This is a genomic window from Falsiroseomonas oleicola, from assembly GCF_019029495.1.
Taxonomy (GTDB): domain Bacteria; phylum Pseudomonadota; class Alphaproteobacteria; order Acetobacterales; family Acetobacteraceae; genus Falsiroseomonas; species Falsiroseomonas oleicola.
Genome location: NZ_JAERQM010000005.1, coordinates 39,142 through 55,568, shown reverse-complemented (window position 1 = coordinate 55,568; position 16,427 = coordinate 39,142). Strand labels below are relative to the sequence as shown.

Below are 16,427 nucleotides of genomic sequence, written 5' to 3'. Positions count from 1 at the left end.
GGACAGCACTGCCATGATCGAGGAGAGGCTGGTCGTCGCTTTGGGCGCCGCGACCTACAGCGTGGAGCGCCCCTGGGCGCTGGATGGCGCCCGCTATCGCGGCGGGCGCATCACCGATGTGGCGGTGGACAGCCAGGACGGGGCGCATGTGCTGGTGCGCTACGATCGCTATTCCGATCCCACCGGCCTGCCGGTGATCGTCGTCGTCGCGCCCGATGGCACGGTGCGGCGCGAGCTGGTGCTGCCGGAGGTGAGCGACGGCCATGGCATCGCCATCGGCCCGCGCGACGAGATCCTGCTGACCGACCGCGACCGGCACGAAATCCGCATCATGGACCCGCAGGGCGATACGGTCCTGCGCCTCGGCCAGCGCAACGGGCCCGGCAAGCCCTTCAGCCACCCGACCGGCGCGGCCATCCATCCGAATGGCGACATCTTCGTCAGTGACGGCTACGGCAACTCCCTGGTGCATCGCTTTTCGCCGCGCGGCGAACTTCTGGTCACCTGGGGCGAGCCAGGCGCCGGCCCTGGCCAGTTCACCACGCCGCACGACCTCGCCTTCGGGATCAAGGGCGAGGTGATCGTCTGCGACCGGGAGAACAACCGCATCCAGGCCTTCGACATCGACGGAAAATACCTGTGGGAGGCGGGGGACCTGTACCACCCCATGGGCATCGTGGTGGACCCGCAGGGCCGCATCCTGGTCAGCGACCAGATCCCGCGCCTGTCGATGTTCTCGCCGGAGGGCAAGCTGATCGGCCGCTGCCGGCCGGTGCTGAATGCCGGGCATGGGCTGGCGCGCGACGGCGCGGGGCGCATCCTGCTGGCCGAGATCCGCGACAACTGGCTGACCCGCCTGGTGCCGACCAATGCATGAGCTGGTGATCCGCAACGGCACGGTGGTGACCGCGAGCGACATGTTCGGCGCCGATATCGGCGTGGATGGCGGCGTCATCACCGCCCTCGCCCCGCGCCTGTCGGGCCGCACGGAGATCGAGGCGCGCGGCAGACTGGTGATCCCCGGCGGCATCGACAGCCATTGCCATGCCGAGCAATCAATGAGCGGCGGCGTGGTGAATGCGGATGACCTGTTCACCGCCACACGCTCCGCCGCCTGTGGCGGCACCACCAGCGTCATCTGCTTCGCGCTGCAGCCGCGCGACGGCACGCTGGCGGATATCGTGCCGAGCTATGCCGAACGCGCGAAACGCTGCGCCGTGGACTACGCCTTTCATCTCTGGGTGACGAACCCGACGGACCATGTGCTGCACAGCGAATTGCCGGCGCTGATCGCGGCGGGGCATCGGTCGGTCAAAGTCTTCATGACGGGGAAGACCAATTGGCTCGATGACCTGGCGCTGCTGCGGGTGCTGGCCGTGGCGCGGGAGCATGGCGCGCTGGTGACGGTGCATGCGGAGAACTGGGGCATCCACCAGTTCCTGGGCGAACGCCTCAAGGCCGGCGGCTTTCATCACCCCAAGTACCAGGCGGTGCTGAAGCCGGCGATCGGGGAGCGGGAGGCGGTGCATCGCGTGGCCAGCCTGGCGGAGCTGGTGGATGCGCCGATCCAGATCTTCCATGTCAGTGCGCCCGAGGCCGCCGCCGAGATCGAGACTGCGCAGCGCCGCGGCGCCCGCGTGCATGGCGAGACCTGCGTGCAGTATCTCGCACTGTCCGCCGCCGACCTGAACCGCCCGGGATTCGAGGCGGCCAAATATGTCTTCGGCCCGGCGCCACGCGCGGCCGCCGACCGCCATGCGCTGTGGGATTATCTGCGGCGCGGTGTGCTGGATGTCGTGACCTCCGACCACGCGCCGGTGAATTTCGACGCCGCCGATGGTAAGAAGCGCTGGGGGGAGGATGCCTCGGTGGACCAGATCCCTAATGGCATTCCGGGCGTCGAGACGCGGATGTCGCTGCTGTGGTCGGAGGGCGTGGCGACGGGGCGGATCACGCCGCAGCAATTCGTCGCGCTGACCTCCACCAATGCGGCGCGCACTTTCGGCCTCGCGCCCCGCAAGGGCAGCATCGCCATTGGCGCGGATGCGGACCTCGTGGTCTGGGACCCGGAGCGGCAGGATCGCGTGACCAATGCGAAGCTGCACCACGCGGTGGACTACACGCCCTATGAGGGCATGGTCCTGACCGGATGGGCGGAGACAACCCTTTTGCGCGGCCAGGTGGTGTTCCATCAGGGGCGGTATCTGGGGCATGAAGGCCAGGGGCGCTGGCTGGCGCGGGACCGCTACGACTGGTTGAAGCCCAGCGGCCATTTCCCCTCGGGCTACGACCCCTTCGGCCAGGTCGTGACCCATCCGGATTTGCATTAGTTAGAAAGCGCGATTCAGACCTTCGGTGCCTTCGCACCTTCGGTCATCGCGCTTCAGCGGAGGAAACAGCATGGACAATCCCCTCATCCGCCTGGCGGCCCATGTCGCGAGCTGGCGGGACCGGCCCCTGACGGCGGAGGTGGACCACCATGCGCGGCGTGCCCTGATCGACTGGTTCGCCGCCCTGCTGCCCGGCTGCACCCAGCCCCCCGCGACCCTGATGGCCGGCGTGCTGGCCGATCAGCGCGGCACCGGCCGCGCCATCTGCTATGTCGACGGCCAGCCCGGCGCGCTGCGCCATGCGGCGCTGCTGAATGCCACCGCCAGCCATACCGTCGAATTCGACGACATCTACCGGGATGCCGGCTACCATCCGGGCTGCCCGACCATCCCGGCCGCCCTGGCCGCGGCCCAGGCGAAAGGCGGCGACATGGCGCTGCTGCTGCGCGCCGTCACCGCCGGCTATGAGGTCGGCTGCCGCATCGGCCTGGCGGTGCAGCCCAGCCATTACCGCTACTGGCACACCACCGGCACGGTCGGCACCTTCGGCGCCGCCGCGGCCGTGGGCGTGGTGCTCGGCCTGGACGAGACCCGCATGGCCCATGCGCTCGCCACCGCCGCCACAATGGCCGGCGGGTTGCAGCAGGCCTTCCGGGGCGAGGGCATGAGCAAGCCCCTGCATCCGGGTCATGCGGCGGAAGCCGGCGCGCTGGCGGCCCTCGCCGCCTCCGCCGGCGTCACCGGGGCGCTGGACGTGCTGCACGGGCCGGTGGGCTTCGCGGCGGCGACCAGCGAGGACACCGGCAAATGGGACAAGGCGCTGGCAGGGCTGGGCGAGACCATCGCCATCACCGCCATGACCTTCAAGAACCATGGCTGCTGTGGCCATATCTTTGCCGGGCTCGATGCCCTGGCGGCGCTTCAGGCCGCGCATGGCTTCGGCGCGGAGGATGTCGCTTCCATCCATCTCGGCGGCTATTCCGCCACCAAGGATGTCTGCGACCGGCCGGTGGTGGAGACGGAACAGCAGGCGCGCTTCTCCGCGCAATACTGCCTTGGCGCGGTGCTGGTGCTGGGCGGCGTCCGCATCGCCGCCTTCACGCCCGAAAGCCTCGCCAATCCACGCATCCGGGCCGTGATGGCGAAGGTGACCGTCAGCCTCGACCCTGCCCTGGCCGCCGACTACCCCGCCCGCCGCGCCGCGAATCTGGAGGTGGCGCTGACCGATGGCCGCGTGCTGCGGCACCACCAGCCGACCCGCAAGGGCGACCCGGACATGCCGCTAAGCGACGCGGAGCTGGCTGCGAAGTTTTCCGAATTGACGGTGCCGGCGGTCGGCGAAGCCGCCTCCGCCACGCTGCTGGCGGCGTTGCGGGAGGGGACGTCGTTGCCCGGCGAGGTCGCGCTTAAATAACTAAATACGATCGTTTAATGTGTGTTATTGAATAGCGCGTGGAATATGCGTATTTACGCCCAGCCGGCGTTCATGCCCGGCTGGGGACCCCGCATGTCGCAGCTTCCGCGCCGCCGCCTTTTCACCCTGTCCGCCGGCCTGCTCGCCGCGCCCTGCCTGGCGCGCGCCAGCACCTGGCCGGAGCGGACCATCCGCCTGATCGTCCCGGTCGCCCCGGGCGGCAGCCAGGACATCGTGGCGCGGCATTCGGCGCGGGGCCTTTCCGAATTGCTGGGCCAGCCGGTGGCGGTGGAGAACCTGCCCGGTGGCGGGTCCAATATCGGCTATGCCGCCGCCGCCCGTGCCGCGCCGGATGGCTATACGCTGCTCGCCGGGGCCGACACGCTGTCCATCACCGGGGCGATCACGCCCCGTCTGGGCTTCGACCCGCTGGGCTTCGCCGCCATCCACCGCACCGTGCGCGTGCCGCAGATCCTGGTGGTGCGGGCCGATGACCCGGCGCGCGACTTCGCCGCGTGGTTCGCCGCCAGCCGTCGACGCCCTTCGGCCGTGGGCACGCCGGGCCATGGCAGCCTGGCGCATCTGCTGGTCGAACAACTTTCACGGGCTGCGGATTCCGCCTGGACCCATGTGCCCTATCGCGGCGGCGCCCTGGCGCTGAACGATCTGATGGGCGGGCTGCTGCAGGGCGTGATGATCAATATCGGCGCGGTGACCGACCATGTCCGCGGCGGCCGCCTGCGCGGGCTGGTGGTCAGCCCGGACCAGCGCGCGGTGGCCCTGCCGGATGTGCCGACCCTGGCGGAGGCAGGCTTCGCCGGCCTGTCCGCCGTCGGCTGGCACGGGCTGGTGGCCCCCGCCGGCACCGACCCGGCGATCATCGCCCGGCTGAACCAGGCCAGCCGCGCCGTGGCCCATCGCCCGGACATCGCCGGGCGCCTGGCCGCGCTCGGCGTGGAAGCCACGGAGGAACCGCCCGGGATATTGCAGGCGGCGATCCGCGACGATGCCGCCCGCTATGGCGAGATCGTGCGCCGCTTCGGCATCACCGCCGGGTAAACCACACCGGTCGAGCGTGTTTCAGACGGGCAGCGGATACCCCGCCTGAACCGCCGCGTGGTCCCAGGCCAGGGTCGTCGCGAAATCCGCCTGGTCCACCGGGGCGAAGCCGGCGATCAGCAAGGCCTCGGCATGTTCCGCGAACCAGGGGCGCGTCGCAGCCTGCGCGAATCCTTGGCGCAGCCGCGCCACCGCCGCCGCCGGCAGCCCGGGCGCCGCGACGAAGGCTGGCATCGGCGCCAGCGCCGTGCTGTCCAGCACCCGGATGCTGGCGGTCAGTTCCGGCCGATAGTGGGCGATCAGCGCGTGCCAATAGGCGTCGAGCGGCCCGACATCGATCCGCCCCGCCAGCACCGCATCCAGCACGGCCCGCGCCGTCACCAGATCCCCCAGGCTCTCCGCGTAAAGCGGCCCGACCTTGACCTGCCAATGCGGCAGCAGGTGGTGGCGCAGCGCGTTGAAGCCGGAATGCGAATGCGCCACCGTCCAGCCCACCCGATGGCCGAAGGTGTCCTCCAGCCGGCGAAAGGAGCTGTCGGCCCGCACGATCAGGTCGGAGCGATAGGCCGCCCTGCCCTGCGCCCAGTCCGGCGATGGAATGGGCGCGGCGATCGGCACCACATCGGCGATGCGCAGCGCGATCGGATAGCCGCACATCTGCACCAGGCCGAGATCCGGCCGGCGCCACAGATGCTCCAGCGGCTGCGGCGCGGGATAGGGCTCGTAGTCCAGTTCCACCCCGGCCTCCGCCGCCACATGGGCGATCAGGGCCTGCCAGGCCGCCTCGGCCTCCGGCGCCACGGCATACATGCGGGCATTGGCGATGAAGCGGGTCATGCGGCGAGGCCTTCCAGGCGCGCCGGCAACAGCGCCATGATGGCGCGGCGCGCTTCCGGCGAAAGGCGGGTCCAGGCAGCGATCTCGGCGCCGCTGCGACCGCAGCCGAGACACCAACCGCTGCGCGGGTCCAGCAAACACACCTTGTTGCAGGGGCTTTCGATCATCGCGCCGCCGCCCGGCCGGCGCGCAGGCCAAGGCCGAAGGACTGCGCCAGCCCATTGCCCGGCACATACCCCGCCGCACCGTTGCCGGAGATGCCGCAGGCCACGCCGCCCGCCGCGAACAGCCCGGGAATGGCGCTGCCATCGGCGCGGAGCACCCGCGCATCGGCATTGACGCGCACGCCGCCCTGGGTATGGGCGAGCGCGCCCGTGACCTCCGCAGCGAAATACGGTGCCGCCAGGTCACCGCCCCAGCGGCGGCGGCCGAAGGGGTCCGGGTCCTGGCCCACCGCTGCCAGCGTCGCCGCCAGGGCCGGCTCCGGCAGGCCGAAGCGGGCGGCAAGCCCGGCGATATCCGCGCAACGCGTCACCGCGCCGAGTTCCACCGCGCGCCGGAACGGCCCCCCGGCGAGCGCCGCCTGCTGCGCCGCCTCCCCCCAGACCTCCACCGCGACGCCGCCGGGCTGCGCCAGCAGATGCGCGGTGAGTTCGGATGGCCCCATATCCTCCGCCACGAAGCGCCGCCCCTGCCGGTTCACCAGCACGGCGCCCAAGGCGGGCAGCGAGGCCCCGAAGCGCGGCCGCAGCCCCTGCACCAGATGCGGCGAGACATGCGGCTGGCCCTGATAGGCATCCATGCAGAGCAGTTCGGCCCCCAGCGCCGCCGCCCATTCCAGGCCGACGCCATCGGCATAGCTGCCGCCGACATGCACCGCGCGCGCCGCCTCCGGGCAATAGCGCGCCACCAGGCCCGGCGCGCCGCCGAACCCCCCGGTGGCCAGCACCACGGATCGTGCAGGCACATCGCCGCCGCGGGTCGCGACTCCCTCCGGCCGCAGCGCCGTCACCACCACGCCATCCCGGAAAGCGATGCGCGGCTGGCGCGCCACGGCCTGGCGCAGCAGCGCCTGCAACTCCGCCCCGCTCTCGGCCGGCGTCGCATGCAGCCGCATGGCCGAATGCCCCGGCCAGCGGGAGGCTGTGTGCAGATGGATCGGCAGCCCGGCGACATCGGCGAGGAAGGTCACCGCCTCCGCCGCCGCTTCCGTCACCGTGGCCAGCAGCAGCGCATCCACGGCCGCACCGCTTTTCGCGCGCACATCGGCGGCGAACATTTCGGGCGAGTCGCGCTCCCCCGCCGCCGCCTGCCAGCGCGTGCCGGCGGCGGAGATCAGCCCGCCGGAGACCGACAGCGTGCTCGGCGCCGCCGCGTCGCGTTCCAGCAGCGCCACGCGCGCGCCGGCTTCCGCCGCCGCCAGCGCCGCCATCATGCCGGCCGCACCGGCGCCGGCCACCACCACATCGAAGTCCTGCATGGCGCGACCATGGCCCGGCCGGCGCCGCCTGCCAATTGGCCGCTTGACAGCATGCCTCCCTGGGAATGTGGTTGTATCCCAGTTGCCACAATGGAGGCCCCCCCATGCTCGCACGCCGCAGCCTTCTCGCCGCCGGCCTCGCTCTGCCGGCCCTGCCCGCCTTCGCGCAGACCTATCCGGAACGGCCCGTACGCTGTGTGAACCCCTTCAGCGCGGGGTCGGCCGTCGATGTGGTGATCCGCCTCGTGGCGCAGGACCTGTCGGAGCGGATCGGCACGCAGTTCGTCGTCGAGAACCGCACCGGCGCCTCCGGCAATATCGGCACCGAATTCGCGGCGCGGTCGCGGGCGGATGGCTACACGCTGCTGGTGGGCTCGCCGGGCACCATGGGCATCAACCCCTTCCTGTTCCGCACCCTGCCCTACAAGGTCGAGGACTTCGTGGCCGTCAGCCACCTCGTGTCCTTCCCCCAGGTGATGGTGGTGAACCCGAACAGCCCGATCCGCAGCCTGGCCGACCTGGTACAGGCGGCGAAGGCACGCCCCGGCGCGCTGAACTACGCCACCTCCGGTGCCGGATCGACCAGCCACCTGGCCTTCGAACTGGTGCGCGCCGCGACCGGCATCGAGATGACCCACATCCCCTTCCGCGGCGGCTCGCCCGCCATCCAGGCGGTGATGCAGGGTGAGGTGCAGGTGGCGATCGAGGGCCTGCCCTCCCTGCCCGGCTTCCTCTCCGCCGGGCAGTTGCGGGCCGTCGCCGTCACCTCCGGCACCAGGGCGGCCAAGCTGCCGGATGTACCCTCCGTCGCGGAGACCGTGCCGGGCTTCGACGCGGCAGCCTGGGTGATCGTCTTCGCGCCGACGGGCACGCCGGCGCCGATCGTCCAAAGGCTGTCGGCGGAGATCCAGGCCTCGCTCGCCCGGCCGGCGGTGCGGGACCGGCTGGCGGATCTGGGCGCCAGCGTGATCGGCACCGATGCGCCCACCACCGCAGCCTTCCATGCGCGGGAGCTGGAGAAGTGGCAGCGCGCCGTGCAACTTTCCGGTGCGCGGGTGGAGTAGGCGCGACGGAGGGGTGCGACCCGCTCAATAGGTCATCAGCACCGTCAGCGCCTCGGTATAGGCGCCAGCCCGGGGGGCGCGCTGGCGGGCCGGCGCCCGTCCATAGACGGTGAAATTCATCCGCAACGGCGCGACCTGGCTGGCCGTGCCGCTGCCGCTCAGCAGCGCGGTTCCGCCCGCGCCCTCGCCGAAGACGATGCTGCGATTGGCATCGGTGTAGATCTCGAAGTCCAGCCGCTCGGCGCCCGAGGACAATTGCCGTCCCCCCTGCCCGCCCGTCCCGCCGAGCAGGGCGATGCTGAAGGTCACCACAGTGGGCTGGTCCAGCGCGAGGCAGGTGACGGCTATGATCGCGGTCGACACCGTGGGGGAGGCCATGCTGCCATCATAGCTGCCAAAGCTCATCGACGTGCTGGTCACGCTGCAGGACGCGGTGGCCTGCGCCTGCGCGGCAGCCGGCGCGGCCAGCACCAGCAGGGCAACCAGGGCGCTGCGGCGGATCATTGGCATGGCAGGGGTCCTATCACGGGGACATCGCCCGGCACCGGGCGGTAGGTGAAGGTGATGCGGCAGCGCCGCCCGTCGGGCAGCTCCACCTCCGCCGTATTGGTGGGGCGCAGCTCCGTCACGAAGCTCTCGCCGTCATAGCCGATGGGCGTCGGCGGCAGCCCCTCCCGATGCAGGCGCGCGCCGAGCGGCAGCGGCGCGCCCTGGCCGTCTTGCAGCCGGAGCAGCGCGGAACGGGATCTGCGGACGCCGAAATCGACGATGACGCCAACACGGTCGCCGGGCCGGACCAGGGCCTGGGTGCGGTCCACCTCGACATCCGGGGGAAGGTCCGCCGGCTCCAGCGCCAGGCGGTTGTTCCGGAAGCTACCGAGATAGGGCACCAGCAGGCGGCCATTCGAATCCGTGCTGCCCACCGGGCGGTTCTCGTACAGCACGCGGACATCCGGCACATCGCCGCTGCTGACCACGGCGAAGCTGTCATGGATCGTATTGGCCGCGAACACGCCCCCACCCGCCGCCACCAGCGCGCCGCGCGCGCCCACGCGCCCCGCCGTGCCGAGCGAGGACTGGTCGATGCCGGCCGTGACATGGGCGAAGGGCAGGATATGGTCGGCATCCGCCATGCGGCGGGCATACTGACCTTCCTGGTCATACAGGCGGAAGCCGGTATCCCCCGGCACCTGCGCCGCCTGCTGAAGCTGGGTGCGGAAGCCCGAGCGCCCGTCATCGATACTGGTGCTTACGCCCCCGGACCGGCCACCCCCGAAGGACATCGACACCCCCATGGAGACGCCATAGGAATCGTCGCGCCGCAGATCATTGTAGCCGGTGACGTAGAAGTTGACCCGCCCGGCGATTCGGGCCGAGTAGCTCGCCGTCACCAGCGACACATCGGAGGCCCCGACGAGGGCGCCACCGAGATAGCTGGAGGCAGCCTGCCGTTGCGCGCTGGGCCCGGCCTGCTGCCCGATATAGCCGATGCTGAGGCTGCCATAGCTGCCCAGCGACAGGCCGGCGCCGGCGCGCAGCGTCTGTCGCGGCATCGGGGTGCCGTTCAGCGCCGCGATGTCGCGATAGCCGGCAGTGCCCAAGGTGCCGCTGGCGAAGACGTTGAAACGCCGCGTGCGCCGCTCCACGCCGATGGCGACCCGCGTGCCCTCGCTGGCGGTATCGCCGCGCAGACCCGTCTCGCCACCGCTGCTGGTCGCCACAGCGGCCGTCAGGATGCCGAGATTGCCGATCCGCAGCGCGGCGCCCACCCCGCCCAGCGCGAAGCCATCGCTGCCCTCGGCATGGCCTTCCAGGGTCAGCCAATCGGTCAGCCCATAGCGCAGGGACCCGCTGCCGGCGGCCTCGCCATAATCGCTGTCATCCAACCCGAAGCGCCGGCGCACCCCGCCCGCCTCCAGCGAATAACTGGCCAGGCCAGGCCGCAGCAGCGCGGTGCTGGCATAGAAGGGCAGGCTGACCACCGTCTGCCGGCCCAGCGCATCCGTCACCGTCATCAGCACATCGCCCGCGCCGGTGACCACCGGCAGGCTGCGGAGCTGGAACGGCCCCGGCTGCACCGGCAGGCTGAGGGAGCGGATGCCGTTGACCAGCACATCGACGGTCGATGGCAGCGCGGCGGAGCCGCCGAAGACCGGCAGCGGATAGCTCACCAGATCCGGCCGCAGGCCGAAATCGGTGCTGACCTGGCCGCCACCGAGGCGGACCGCGCGGCTCCAGCCCAGCGCGCCGCTGATCACGTCGCCGACCCGCCAGCGACGCAGTTCCTCCGGCTCGGCATAGGTGTAGAGCGTCTCCAGCCGCGCGAAGGAGGTGTTCTGGTCGCGCTGGGGACTGTAGCTGCTCAGCGCGGAGGCCGAGAGCGTGCCATGGGGGCCGAAGGCCCGCGCTTCCAGGAAGGCGCCGCCATAATTCCCCGCATCGGCGAAGGTGCCGAGCACATCGTAGTTCAGCACCGCACCCCAGCCGGCAGCGGTCAGCGGACCCATGCGGGCGACACCGCCGGCGAACAGCTCGGACGGCCGGCGCGCGGAATCATCCGCCGTCACCATCAGCGTCTGGCGCAGGACATTGATCCGCGCCTGGACACCCGGGATGCGGCTGAGCGCGATCGGCTCCTCCTCCTCGCGCAGCGCCTGCGGCAGGACGAAGCCGAGCGCCCGCAGCTCCCGCGGCCGGGCCAGGATCTCCGCCCCATCCTGGATGAATTCGCCAACCTGGCCGGAGGGGTTGCCGTTGACGACGATCTCAAGGAACAGAGGCGGCTCCGCACCCAGGCCGGAGGTCGCGGACAGCACCAGACACCCGAGGCCAACGGCCATGTCCCGACCTTGGCGCAAGATGCCGTCGCTCAGCCGGGCATGGCGACGGTGGTCTCGGTCGGCGCCTCGGTGCCGGCCTGGATGCGCAGGCGCAGACGGCCTGCGGACCCCGCCGCGGCAGGCAACTGCCAGCGTCGCTCCATACCCGACAGGACATAGGGGTTGGCGCTGATCGGCTGCGCGGTCATGGCGCCACGCGGCAGCAGCGCTTCGAGCAGGTTGACCCGCACATGCCGCGCGCCGCTGTTGCGGGCGAGCAGCAGGAGTTCGTTGCCGGGGCCTCGCTCGGCATGCCAGGCGAGCTCCGCCGCGGCGGGGCGGCTGCCGATGACAATGACGGGCAGAGAAAGCCGCAGCGCCACCACCACCTCGCGTCCCCGCGCCACGCGCGGGATCTCATCCAGGATCAGCCGGTAGGTCCGCTCGCGCGCATCCGCCGGCCGGCGAAGGACCAGGCGCACCACCTGTTCCTCATCCGGCGCGACCTCGAACATGGGTGGCGAGGCCAGCACATCGGCGGTCGGGGCCAGCACATCCTGATCGCCATCCTGCGACCAGGCAAACAGGCGGATCTGCGCCGCGGTGGCCGTGCCACCGCGATTCGTTACCTTGAACGTGGCCGTTCTTCGCCCCGGCATGAAATCCACCATGATGGGGTCCACGCCGAGGGACGCCGCTCGCGCCGGTCGCGAGCGCAGCAGACCGGCCAGGGCCGCCCCGCCAAGGAGGAGCCGGCGCCGAGCGAGGGAGAGAACGGCCACCTTCATCACCAGTTGATGGTCAGGACGACCGAGTCGACATAGGCGCCGGCCGGCCTGTTGCCCTGGCCCGCGGGGATGCGGCCGTAGAGCGTGGTGGAGCCGGCACCCAGCTCGGGGCTGATCTCGATGTCCACCAGGTCGGCGACAACCAGGTCGGCCCCGCCGACGGACTCGGCCACCTGATAGGTGAGGAAGTTGGTGCCGTCGGTGACCTGGCGGCTGCCATCCGCATAGTTGGCGCCCTCACCCACGGTGAAGTTCAGGGTGCCACTGGTGCCGGTGCACTGGCCGGTCGCGGTGGCGGTCGTGTCCGTGTCGACCGTCTGGGAATAGCCCGCGAAGGTCAGGCTGGTGGCCGAGATCGTGCAGACCGCGGTGACGTCGGCGGCCACGGCCATGGTGCCGGTCGCCGTCTGCGCGAAGGCCGGCAGGGCCAGCGCCGTGAATCCAAGGCAGGTCATGGAAAGAAGAAGACGCTTCATGGTCATGTTCCTCGGCATGTATCGTGAAGCAGAACGGTGTGGCGCCCTGCTTATTTGCAACCATACCGTGCACCCGTTAACCTTATCAATACTTTATTTGTAAAGTTAACGAGAGAATTACGTTTGCCTTTCCCAAGCAACAACGAATTATCGTTTTGATTCCGCCCCATCATGGAGCCGGTTGCGGACCGGCTCGCGCGCCCGAAGGGGCACCGTGGCCGCTGCGCCTCGGGCCAAGATGGAGCCCCCCGGCTGAGCGTGTTTTATCGGACAGGGTCATTTTCAATGCCGCAGGCCGGGTCCATTTCCCCAGCGCAGACCGGAGAACAGTCCATGAAAGCCGTCGCCTATACGCGCAGCCTGCCGATCACCGATGCGGAGGCCCTGATCGACGTGACCCTGCCCGACCCCGCCCCGCCCACCGGCCGCGATCTGCTGGTGGAGGTGCGTGCCATCTCCGTGAACCCGGTGGATGCCAAGGTGCGGATGCGCGCCGATCCGGGCGGCACGCCGAAGGTCATCGGCTATGATGCCGCTGGCGTGGTGCGCGCGGTGGGGCCGGACGCGACCTTGTTCCGCCCCGGCGATGCCGTGTTCTACGCCGGCGATATCACCCGCACCGGCACCAATGCCGAACTGCATCTGGTGGATGAGCGCATCGTCGGCCCGAAGCCGGCCAACCTGTCCTTCGCCGAGGCCGCCGCCGTGCCGCTGACCGCCATCACGGCCTGGGAGGCGCTGTTCGACCGCCTGCGCATTGCGCGCGACACAGTGAAGCGCGACGAGGCGGTGCTCATCATCGGCGGCGCGGGCGGCGTCGGCTCCATCGCCGTGCAGCTCGCCCGCCAGCTCACCGGCCTGCGCGTGGTGGCGACCGCCAGCCGGCCGGAGACGATGGACTGGGCGCGGCAGATGGGCGCGCATGACGTGCTGGACCATGCGGGCGACCTGGCGGCGCAGGCCAAGGCGCTGGGCGTGCCGGTCTCCGCCATCTTCGTCACGACGCATACCGAGGCGCATTGGCCGGCGATCTGCGAGATCATCGCGCCACAGGGCGCCATCTGCCTGATCGATGATCCGAAGTCGCCGCCCGATATCCGCATGCTGAAGACCAAGGCGGCCTCGCTGCATTGGGAGCTGATGTTCGCGCGCCCGATGCACAAGACAGCCGACATGCAGGCGCAGCACGACCTGCTGGTGGAGGTCAGCCGCATGCTGGAGGCCGGCACGCTGCGCAGCACGCTGGCCGAGCATTACGGCCCGATCACCGCCGCCCATCTGCGCCGCGCCCATGCCGCGATCGAGAGCACCACCTCCCGCGGCAAGATCGTGCTGGAGGGTTTTTCCGAGTCCTGATCTAGCCGTGCAGATGGCAGGCGACGCCGCCCTGGTTGTCGCCTGCCGCCGCTGTCCAGGCCGGCATCTGCACCGAGCATTGCGGCATGGCGTGGACGCAGCGGGGGTGGAAGGGACAGCCGGGCGGCGGGTTCGCCGCGGACGGGATCTCCCCGATGATGCGCGGCAGCACGCCGCGCCGCGACGGGTCCGGAATCGGCGAGGCATCGCGCAGCATCTGCGCATAGGGGTGCATCGGGTCCGCCAGCACGCGGCCGGCCGGCCCTTCCTCCACGATGCGGCCGAGATACATCACCGCCACGCGGTCGCAGAACCAGCGCACGACCGAAAGATCGTGGCTGACGAAGAGGAAGGACAGGCCGCGCCGCTTGCGCAGGTCCTGCATCAGCAGCAGCACCTGCGCCTGCACGGAGACATCGAGCGCCGAGACGGGCTCATCCGCCACGATCAGCTCCGGCTCCACCGTCAGCGCGCGGGCGATGCCGATGCGCTGGCGCTGGCCGCCGCTGAATTCATGCGGGAAGCGATCGAGCGCCGCGGGCGGCAGCCCTACCTCCTCCAGCAAGGCGGCGGCGCGGCGGCGGGCTTCCTGGCCCTCCGCCAGGCCATGCACATGCATGGGCTCCATCAGCGCGGCGCCGATGGACTGGCGCGGATCGAGCGAGGAATAGGGGTCCTGGAAGACGATCTGCATGCGCCGGCGCAGCGCCTTCAGCGCGGCGCCCTTGGCGGTGAGGACGTTCTCGCCCTTCCAGGTGACGGTGCCGGCATCAGGCTCGATCAGCCGCAGCAGCGCGCGGGCGGCAGTGGACTTGCCGCAGCCGGATTCGCCGACCAGGCCGAAGGCCTCGCCGGCATGGATGGTGAAGGAGATGTCCTCCACCGCGCGCACGCGCACCGTGCGCGGCGTGGGGAAGCCCTTCTTGGCGACGAAATGCTTGCGCAGCCCGTCTACAACCAGAACAGGTTCACTCATTGCGCAGCTTCGGGTCGGTTGCGTCGCGCAGGCCGTCGCCCACCATGTTCAGCCCCAATACCAGCAGCAGGATGGCGATGCCCGGAAACACGGCGAGCCAGGGCGCATCCAGGATGTTCTCGAAGCCGTCGCGCGTCATGCCGCCCCAGGTCGCCGTCGGCGGCTTCACGCCGAGGCCGATGAAGGACAGCGAGGCCTCGACGCGCACGGCGGTGGCGAGCCACAGCGTGCCCATCACCATCACCTCCGACAGGATGTTCGGCAGGATATGGCGGAACAGCACGCGGGCATGGCTGAAGCCGAGCGCGCGGCCGGCTTCCACGAAGGCGCGTTCCTTCAATGCCATGGTCGGCGCGCGGGCGACGCGGGCGAAGGGGGCGATGGCGGTCAGCGCGATGGCCACAACCAGGTTCACCAGCTCCGGCCCGAGCAGCGCGACCACGATCAGGCCGAGGATCAGCGAGGGGAAGGACAGCAGCACATCCATCACCTGCATCACGAACAGGTCGAACTTGCCGCCGATATAGCCGGAGACGAGGCCGATGGCGCCGCCGATGATGGCGGCGGCGAAGATGGCGCCGAGCGAGACGGTCAGCGAGATCTGCCCGCCCCACATCAGGCGGGAGAGGATGTCGCGGCCGAACTGGTCGGTGCCGAGCCAGAAGTCGGCGGAGGGCGGCTGCAGGCGGTTGAAGATGTCCTGCTCCGCCGGGTCATAGGGCGCGAGCCATGGCGCGAAGATCGCGGCCGCCATGATGACCAGGCAGATCACGACGCCCACCGCCGTGGTCGGATTGCTGCGCGCCTTGCCCAGCGCGCGCTTCCAGCCACTGGGCGCGGGCGGCGCGACGAGTTCCTGTGTGGTGCTCATCACTCCGCCTTCACCCGTGGGTCGATCACGCCGTACAGCAAATCGGTGATGAGGTTCACGACGACGATGAGGAAGCAGTAGATCACCATCAGCCCCTGGAGCATCGTGTAGTCCCGCTGGTTCAGCGCGCCGACGATGATCTTCCCAAGGCCCGGCCTGTTGAAGACGATTTCCGTCAGGACCGAGTTGCCCAGAAGAATCCCGACATAGAGCCCCACCACGGTGACGATGGGGATGGAGGCATTGCGCAGCCCATGCACCCAGACCACGCGCCGCCAGGGCACGCCCTTGGCGCGCGCGGTGCGGATGTAGTCCTCACCGAGCGATTGCAGCATGGCGCTGCGCGTCACCCGCGTGATGTAGGCCGCCATGATGAGGCCGAGCGCGATGGTCGGCAGCACCAGCTTGTGCAGCCGGTCGCCATAGTCCGACAGGTCCGCGCCGCCAATCACCGGAAACCACCGCCAGTGCAGCGAGAAGGCCAGCAGCAGAAAAATGCCGGAGACGAAGACCGGGAAGGACAGTCCGAGCAGCGACAGCACGCGCGCCGCCACATCCACCACGCCGTTGCGGTTCAGCGCCGCCCAGATGCCCACCGGCACGCCCACCACCACGCCGAAGATCATGGAGGCGATGGTGAGATCCAGCGTATGCGGCAGCACCGCCGCGACCTCCGCCGTGATGGAACGGCCGGTGACCATGGAAACACCGAAATCGCCCATCAGCGCGCTGGTAATGAAGCTGAAATACTGCGCCCAGAGCGACCGGTCCAAGCCCAGCCGCGTGCGCAGCGCCGCGATCGCCTCCGGCGTCGCCTGATCCCCCAGGATCACCAGCGCCGGGTCGCCGGGCACGATGCGGACGATGATGAAGACCAGCGTCAGCACCGCGATCAGCGTCGGCACGGCGGCCAGCAGGCGGCGCAGGACGAAGCCTGTCATGCTCCGTCCCCCTTTG

The 16,427-nt window shown here is 70.3% G+C and carries 16 protein-coding genes; 6 read left to right on the top strand and 10 right to left on the bottom strand.

What is annotated here, in order from left to right:
- The first annotated feature begins 13 nt into the window (after positions 1 to 13).
- From JJQ90_RS16860 to JJQ90_RS16845, 4 genes are all read left to right on the top strand, one after another.
- A complete protein-coding gene (locus JJQ90_RS16860; RefSeq protein WP_216877411.1) occupies positions 14 to 877 on the top strand; it encodes an NHL repeat-containing protein in 864 nt (287 codons plus the stop codon).
- Entirely contained in the window at positions 870 to 2,330 is a 1,461-nt protein-coding gene (gene hydA, locus JJQ90_RS16855; protein WP_216877410.1) for a dihydropyrimidinase, read from the top strand. Before JJQ90_RS16860 ends, hydA begins: the two co-directional genes overlap by 8 nt.
- A 70-nt stretch (positions 2,331 to 2,400) precedes the next feature.
- On the top strand, positions 2,401 to 3,744 hold the full coding sequence (locus JJQ90_RS16850) for an MmgE/PrpD family protein (RefSeq protein ID WP_216877409.1): 1,344 nt from the start codon (positions 2,401 to 2,403) through the stop codon (positions 3,742 to 3,744).
- Between the two features lie 93 nt (positions 3,745 to 3,837).
- Complete coding sequence (locus tag JJQ90_RS16845) at positions 3,838 to 4,803, top strand: Bug family tripartite tricarboxylate transporter substrate binding protein (protein WP_216877408.1); 966 nt, start codon at positions 3,838 to 3,840, stop codon at positions 4,801 to 4,803.
- Positions 4,804 to 4,824: 21 nt separating this feature from the next.
- Here JJQ90_RS16845 and JJQ90_RS16840 read toward each other — a convergent pair whose 3' ends face one another.
- Genes JJQ90_RS16840 through JJQ90_RS16830 form a run of 3 tightly spaced genes read right to left on the bottom strand, consistent with a single transcriptional unit; the run spans position 4,825 to position 7,120 of the window.
- Entirely contained in the window at positions 4,825 to 5,640 is an 816-nt protein-coding gene (locus JJQ90_RS16840; RefSeq protein WP_216877407.1) for a phosphate/phosphite/phosphonate ABC transporter substrate-binding protein, read from the bottom strand.
- On the bottom strand, positions 5,637 to 5,807 hold the full coding sequence (locus JJQ90_RS16835) for a DUF1289 domain-containing protein (RefSeq protein WP_216877406.1): 171 nt from the start codon (positions 5,805 to 5,807) through the stop codon (positions 5,637 to 5,639). The genes JJQ90_RS16840 and JJQ90_RS16835 overlap by 4 nt, the downstream gene beginning before the upstream one ends.
- On the bottom strand, positions 5,804 to 7,120 hold the full coding sequence (locus JJQ90_RS16830; protein ID WP_216877405.1) for an FAD-dependent oxidoreductase: 1,317 nt from the start codon (positions 7,118 to 7,120) through the stop codon (positions 5,804 to 5,806). The genes JJQ90_RS16835 and JJQ90_RS16830 overlap by 4 nt, the downstream gene beginning before the upstream one ends.
- 104 nt (positions 7,121 to 7,224) lie before the next feature.
- Here JJQ90_RS16830 and JJQ90_RS16825 point away from each other — a divergent pair, with 104 nt between their 5' ends.
- Positions 7,225 to 8,184, top strand: coding sequence for a Bug family tripartite tricarboxylate transporter substrate binding protein (locus tag JJQ90_RS16825; RefSeq protein ID WP_216877404.1), 960 nt, complete (start codon positions 7,225 to 7,227; stop codon positions 8,182 to 8,184).
- A 24-nt stretch (positions 8,185 to 8,208) separates the two neighbouring features.
- On the opposite strand, the gene JJQ90_RS16820 is transcribed toward JJQ90_RS16825, so the two are convergent.
- The 4 genes from JJQ90_RS16820 to JJQ90_RS16805 form a co-directional block, all read right to left on the bottom strand.
- Positions 8,209 to 8,694, bottom strand: coding sequence for a spore coat protein U domain-containing protein (locus tag JJQ90_RS16820; protein ID WP_216877403.1), 486 nt, complete (start codon positions 8,692 to 8,694; stop codon positions 8,209 to 8,211).
- Positions 8,685 to 11,024: a fimbria/pilus outer membrane usher protein gene (locus JJQ90_RS16815; RefSeq protein ID WP_216877402.1), complete on the bottom strand. Its 2,340-nt coding sequence runs from the start codon at positions 11,022 to 11,024 to the stop codon at positions 8,685 to 8,687. The genes JJQ90_RS16820 and JJQ90_RS16815 overlap by 10 nt, the downstream gene beginning before the upstream one ends.
- A 29-nt stretch (positions 11,025 to 11,053) precedes the next feature.
- Entirely contained in the window at positions 11,054 to 11,686 is a 633-nt protein-coding gene (locus tag JJQ90_RS16810) for a fimbrial biogenesis chaperone (protein ID WP_216877401.1), read from the bottom strand.
- Between the two features lie 104 nt (positions 11,687 to 11,790).
- A complete protein-coding gene (locus JJQ90_RS16805; protein ID WP_216877400.1) occupies positions 11,791 to 12,267 on the bottom strand; it encodes a spore coat protein U domain-containing protein in 477 nt (158 codons plus the stop codon).
- 333 nt (positions 12,268 to 12,600) lie between these two features.
- On the opposite strand from JJQ90_RS16805, the gene JJQ90_RS16800 reads away from it, so the two are divergent.
- Positions 12,601 to 13,623 carry a zinc-binding alcohol dehydrogenase family protein gene (locus JJQ90_RS16800; RefSeq protein ID WP_216877399.1) on the top strand — a complete coding sequence of 341 codons (1,023 nt, stop codon included), beginning with the start codon at positions 12,601 to 12,603 and terminating at the stop codon, positions 13,621 to 13,623.
- Position 13,624: 1 nt separating this feature from the next.
- Here the strand turns inward: JJQ90_RS16800 and JJQ90_RS16795 are convergent, their stop codons facing one another.
- From JJQ90_RS16795 to JJQ90_RS16785, 3 genes are read right to left on the bottom strand one after another with little or no spacing between them, the layout of a single operon-like run.
- Positions 13,625 to 14,599, bottom strand: a complete 975-nt coding sequence (locus JJQ90_RS16795; protein WP_216877398.1) for an ABC transporter ATP-binding protein — start codon at positions 14,597 to 14,599, stop codon at positions 13,625 to 13,627.
- Entirely contained in the window at positions 14,592 to 15,470 is an 879-nt protein-coding gene (locus JJQ90_RS16790; RefSeq protein WP_216877397.1) for an ABC transporter permease, read from the bottom strand. Before JJQ90_RS16790 ends, JJQ90_RS16795 begins: the two co-directional genes overlap by 8 nt.
- Positions 15,470 to 16,411, bottom strand: coding sequence for an ABC transporter permease (locus JJQ90_RS16785; protein WP_216877396.1), 942 nt, complete (start codon positions 16,409 to 16,411; stop codon positions 15,470 to 15,472). Before JJQ90_RS16785 ends, JJQ90_RS16790 begins: the two co-directional genes overlap by 1 nt.
- Positions 16,412 to 16,427 lie beyond the last annotated feature (16 nt).

Excerpts from the sequence above, each read along its gene's own strand:
- JJQ90_RS16820 (WP_216877403.1), bottom strand. The coding sequence starts at position 8,694 with ATGCCAATGATCCGCCGCAGCGCCCTGGTTGCCCTGCTGGTGCTGGCC.
- JJQ90_RS16850 (WP_216877409.1), top strand. The coding sequence starts at position 2,401 with ATGGACAATCCCCTCATCCGCCTGGCGGCCCATGTCGCGAGCTGGCGG.
- JJQ90_RS16795 (WP_216877398.1), bottom strand. The coding sequence starts at position 14,599 with ATGAGTGAACCTGTTCTGGTTGTAGACGGGCTGCGCAAGCATTTCGTC.
- JJQ90_RS16830 (WP_216877405.1), bottom strand. The coding sequence starts at position 7,120 with ATGCAGGACTTCGATGTGGTGGTGGCCGGCGCCGGTGCGGCCGGCATG.
- JJQ90_RS16805 (WP_216877400.1), bottom strand. The coding sequence starts at position 12,267 with ATGAAGCGTCTTCTTCTTTCCATGACCTGCCTTGGATTCACGGCGCTG.
- JJQ90_RS16800 (WP_216877399.1), top strand. The coding sequence starts at position 12,601 with ATGAAAGCCGTCGCCTATACGCGCAGCCTGCCGATCACCGATGCGGAG.
- JJQ90_RS16845 (WP_216877408.1), top strand. The coding sequence starts at position 3,838 with ATGTCGCAGCTTCCGCGCCGCCGCCTTTTCACCCTGTCCGCCGGCCTG.
- hydA (WP_216877410.1), top strand. The coding sequence starts at position 870 with ATGCATGAGCTGGTGATCCGCAACGGCACGGTGGTGACCGCGAGCGAC.
- JJQ90_RS16835 (WP_216877406.1), bottom strand. The coding sequence starts at position 5,807 with ATGATCGAAAGCCCCTGCAACAAGGTGTGTTTGCTGGACCCGCGCAGC.
- JJQ90_RS16840 (WP_216877407.1), bottom strand. The coding sequence starts at position 5,640 with ATGACCCGCTTCATCGCCAATGCCCGCATGTATGCCGTGGCGCCGGAG.
- JJQ90_RS16785 (WP_216877396.1), bottom strand. The coding sequence starts at position 16,411 with ATGACAGGCTTCGTCCTGCGCCGCCTGCTGGCCGCCGTGCCGACGCTG.
- JJQ90_RS16790 (WP_216877397.1), bottom strand. The coding sequence starts at position 15,470 with ATGAGCACCACACAGGAACTCGTCGCGCCGCCCGCGCCCAGTGGCTGG.
- JJQ90_RS16815 (WP_216877402.1), bottom strand. The coding sequence starts at position 11,024 with ATGGCCGTTGGCCTCGGGTGTCTGGTGCTGTCCGCGACCTCCGGCCTG.
- JJQ90_RS16825 (WP_216877404.1), top strand. The coding sequence starts at position 7,225 with ATGCTCGCACGCCGCAGCCTTCTCGCCGCCGGCCTCGCTCTGCCGGCC.
- JJQ90_RS16860 (WP_216877411.1), top strand. The coding sequence starts at position 14 with ATGATCGAGGAGAGGCTGGTCGTCGCTTTGGGCGCCGCGACCTACAGC.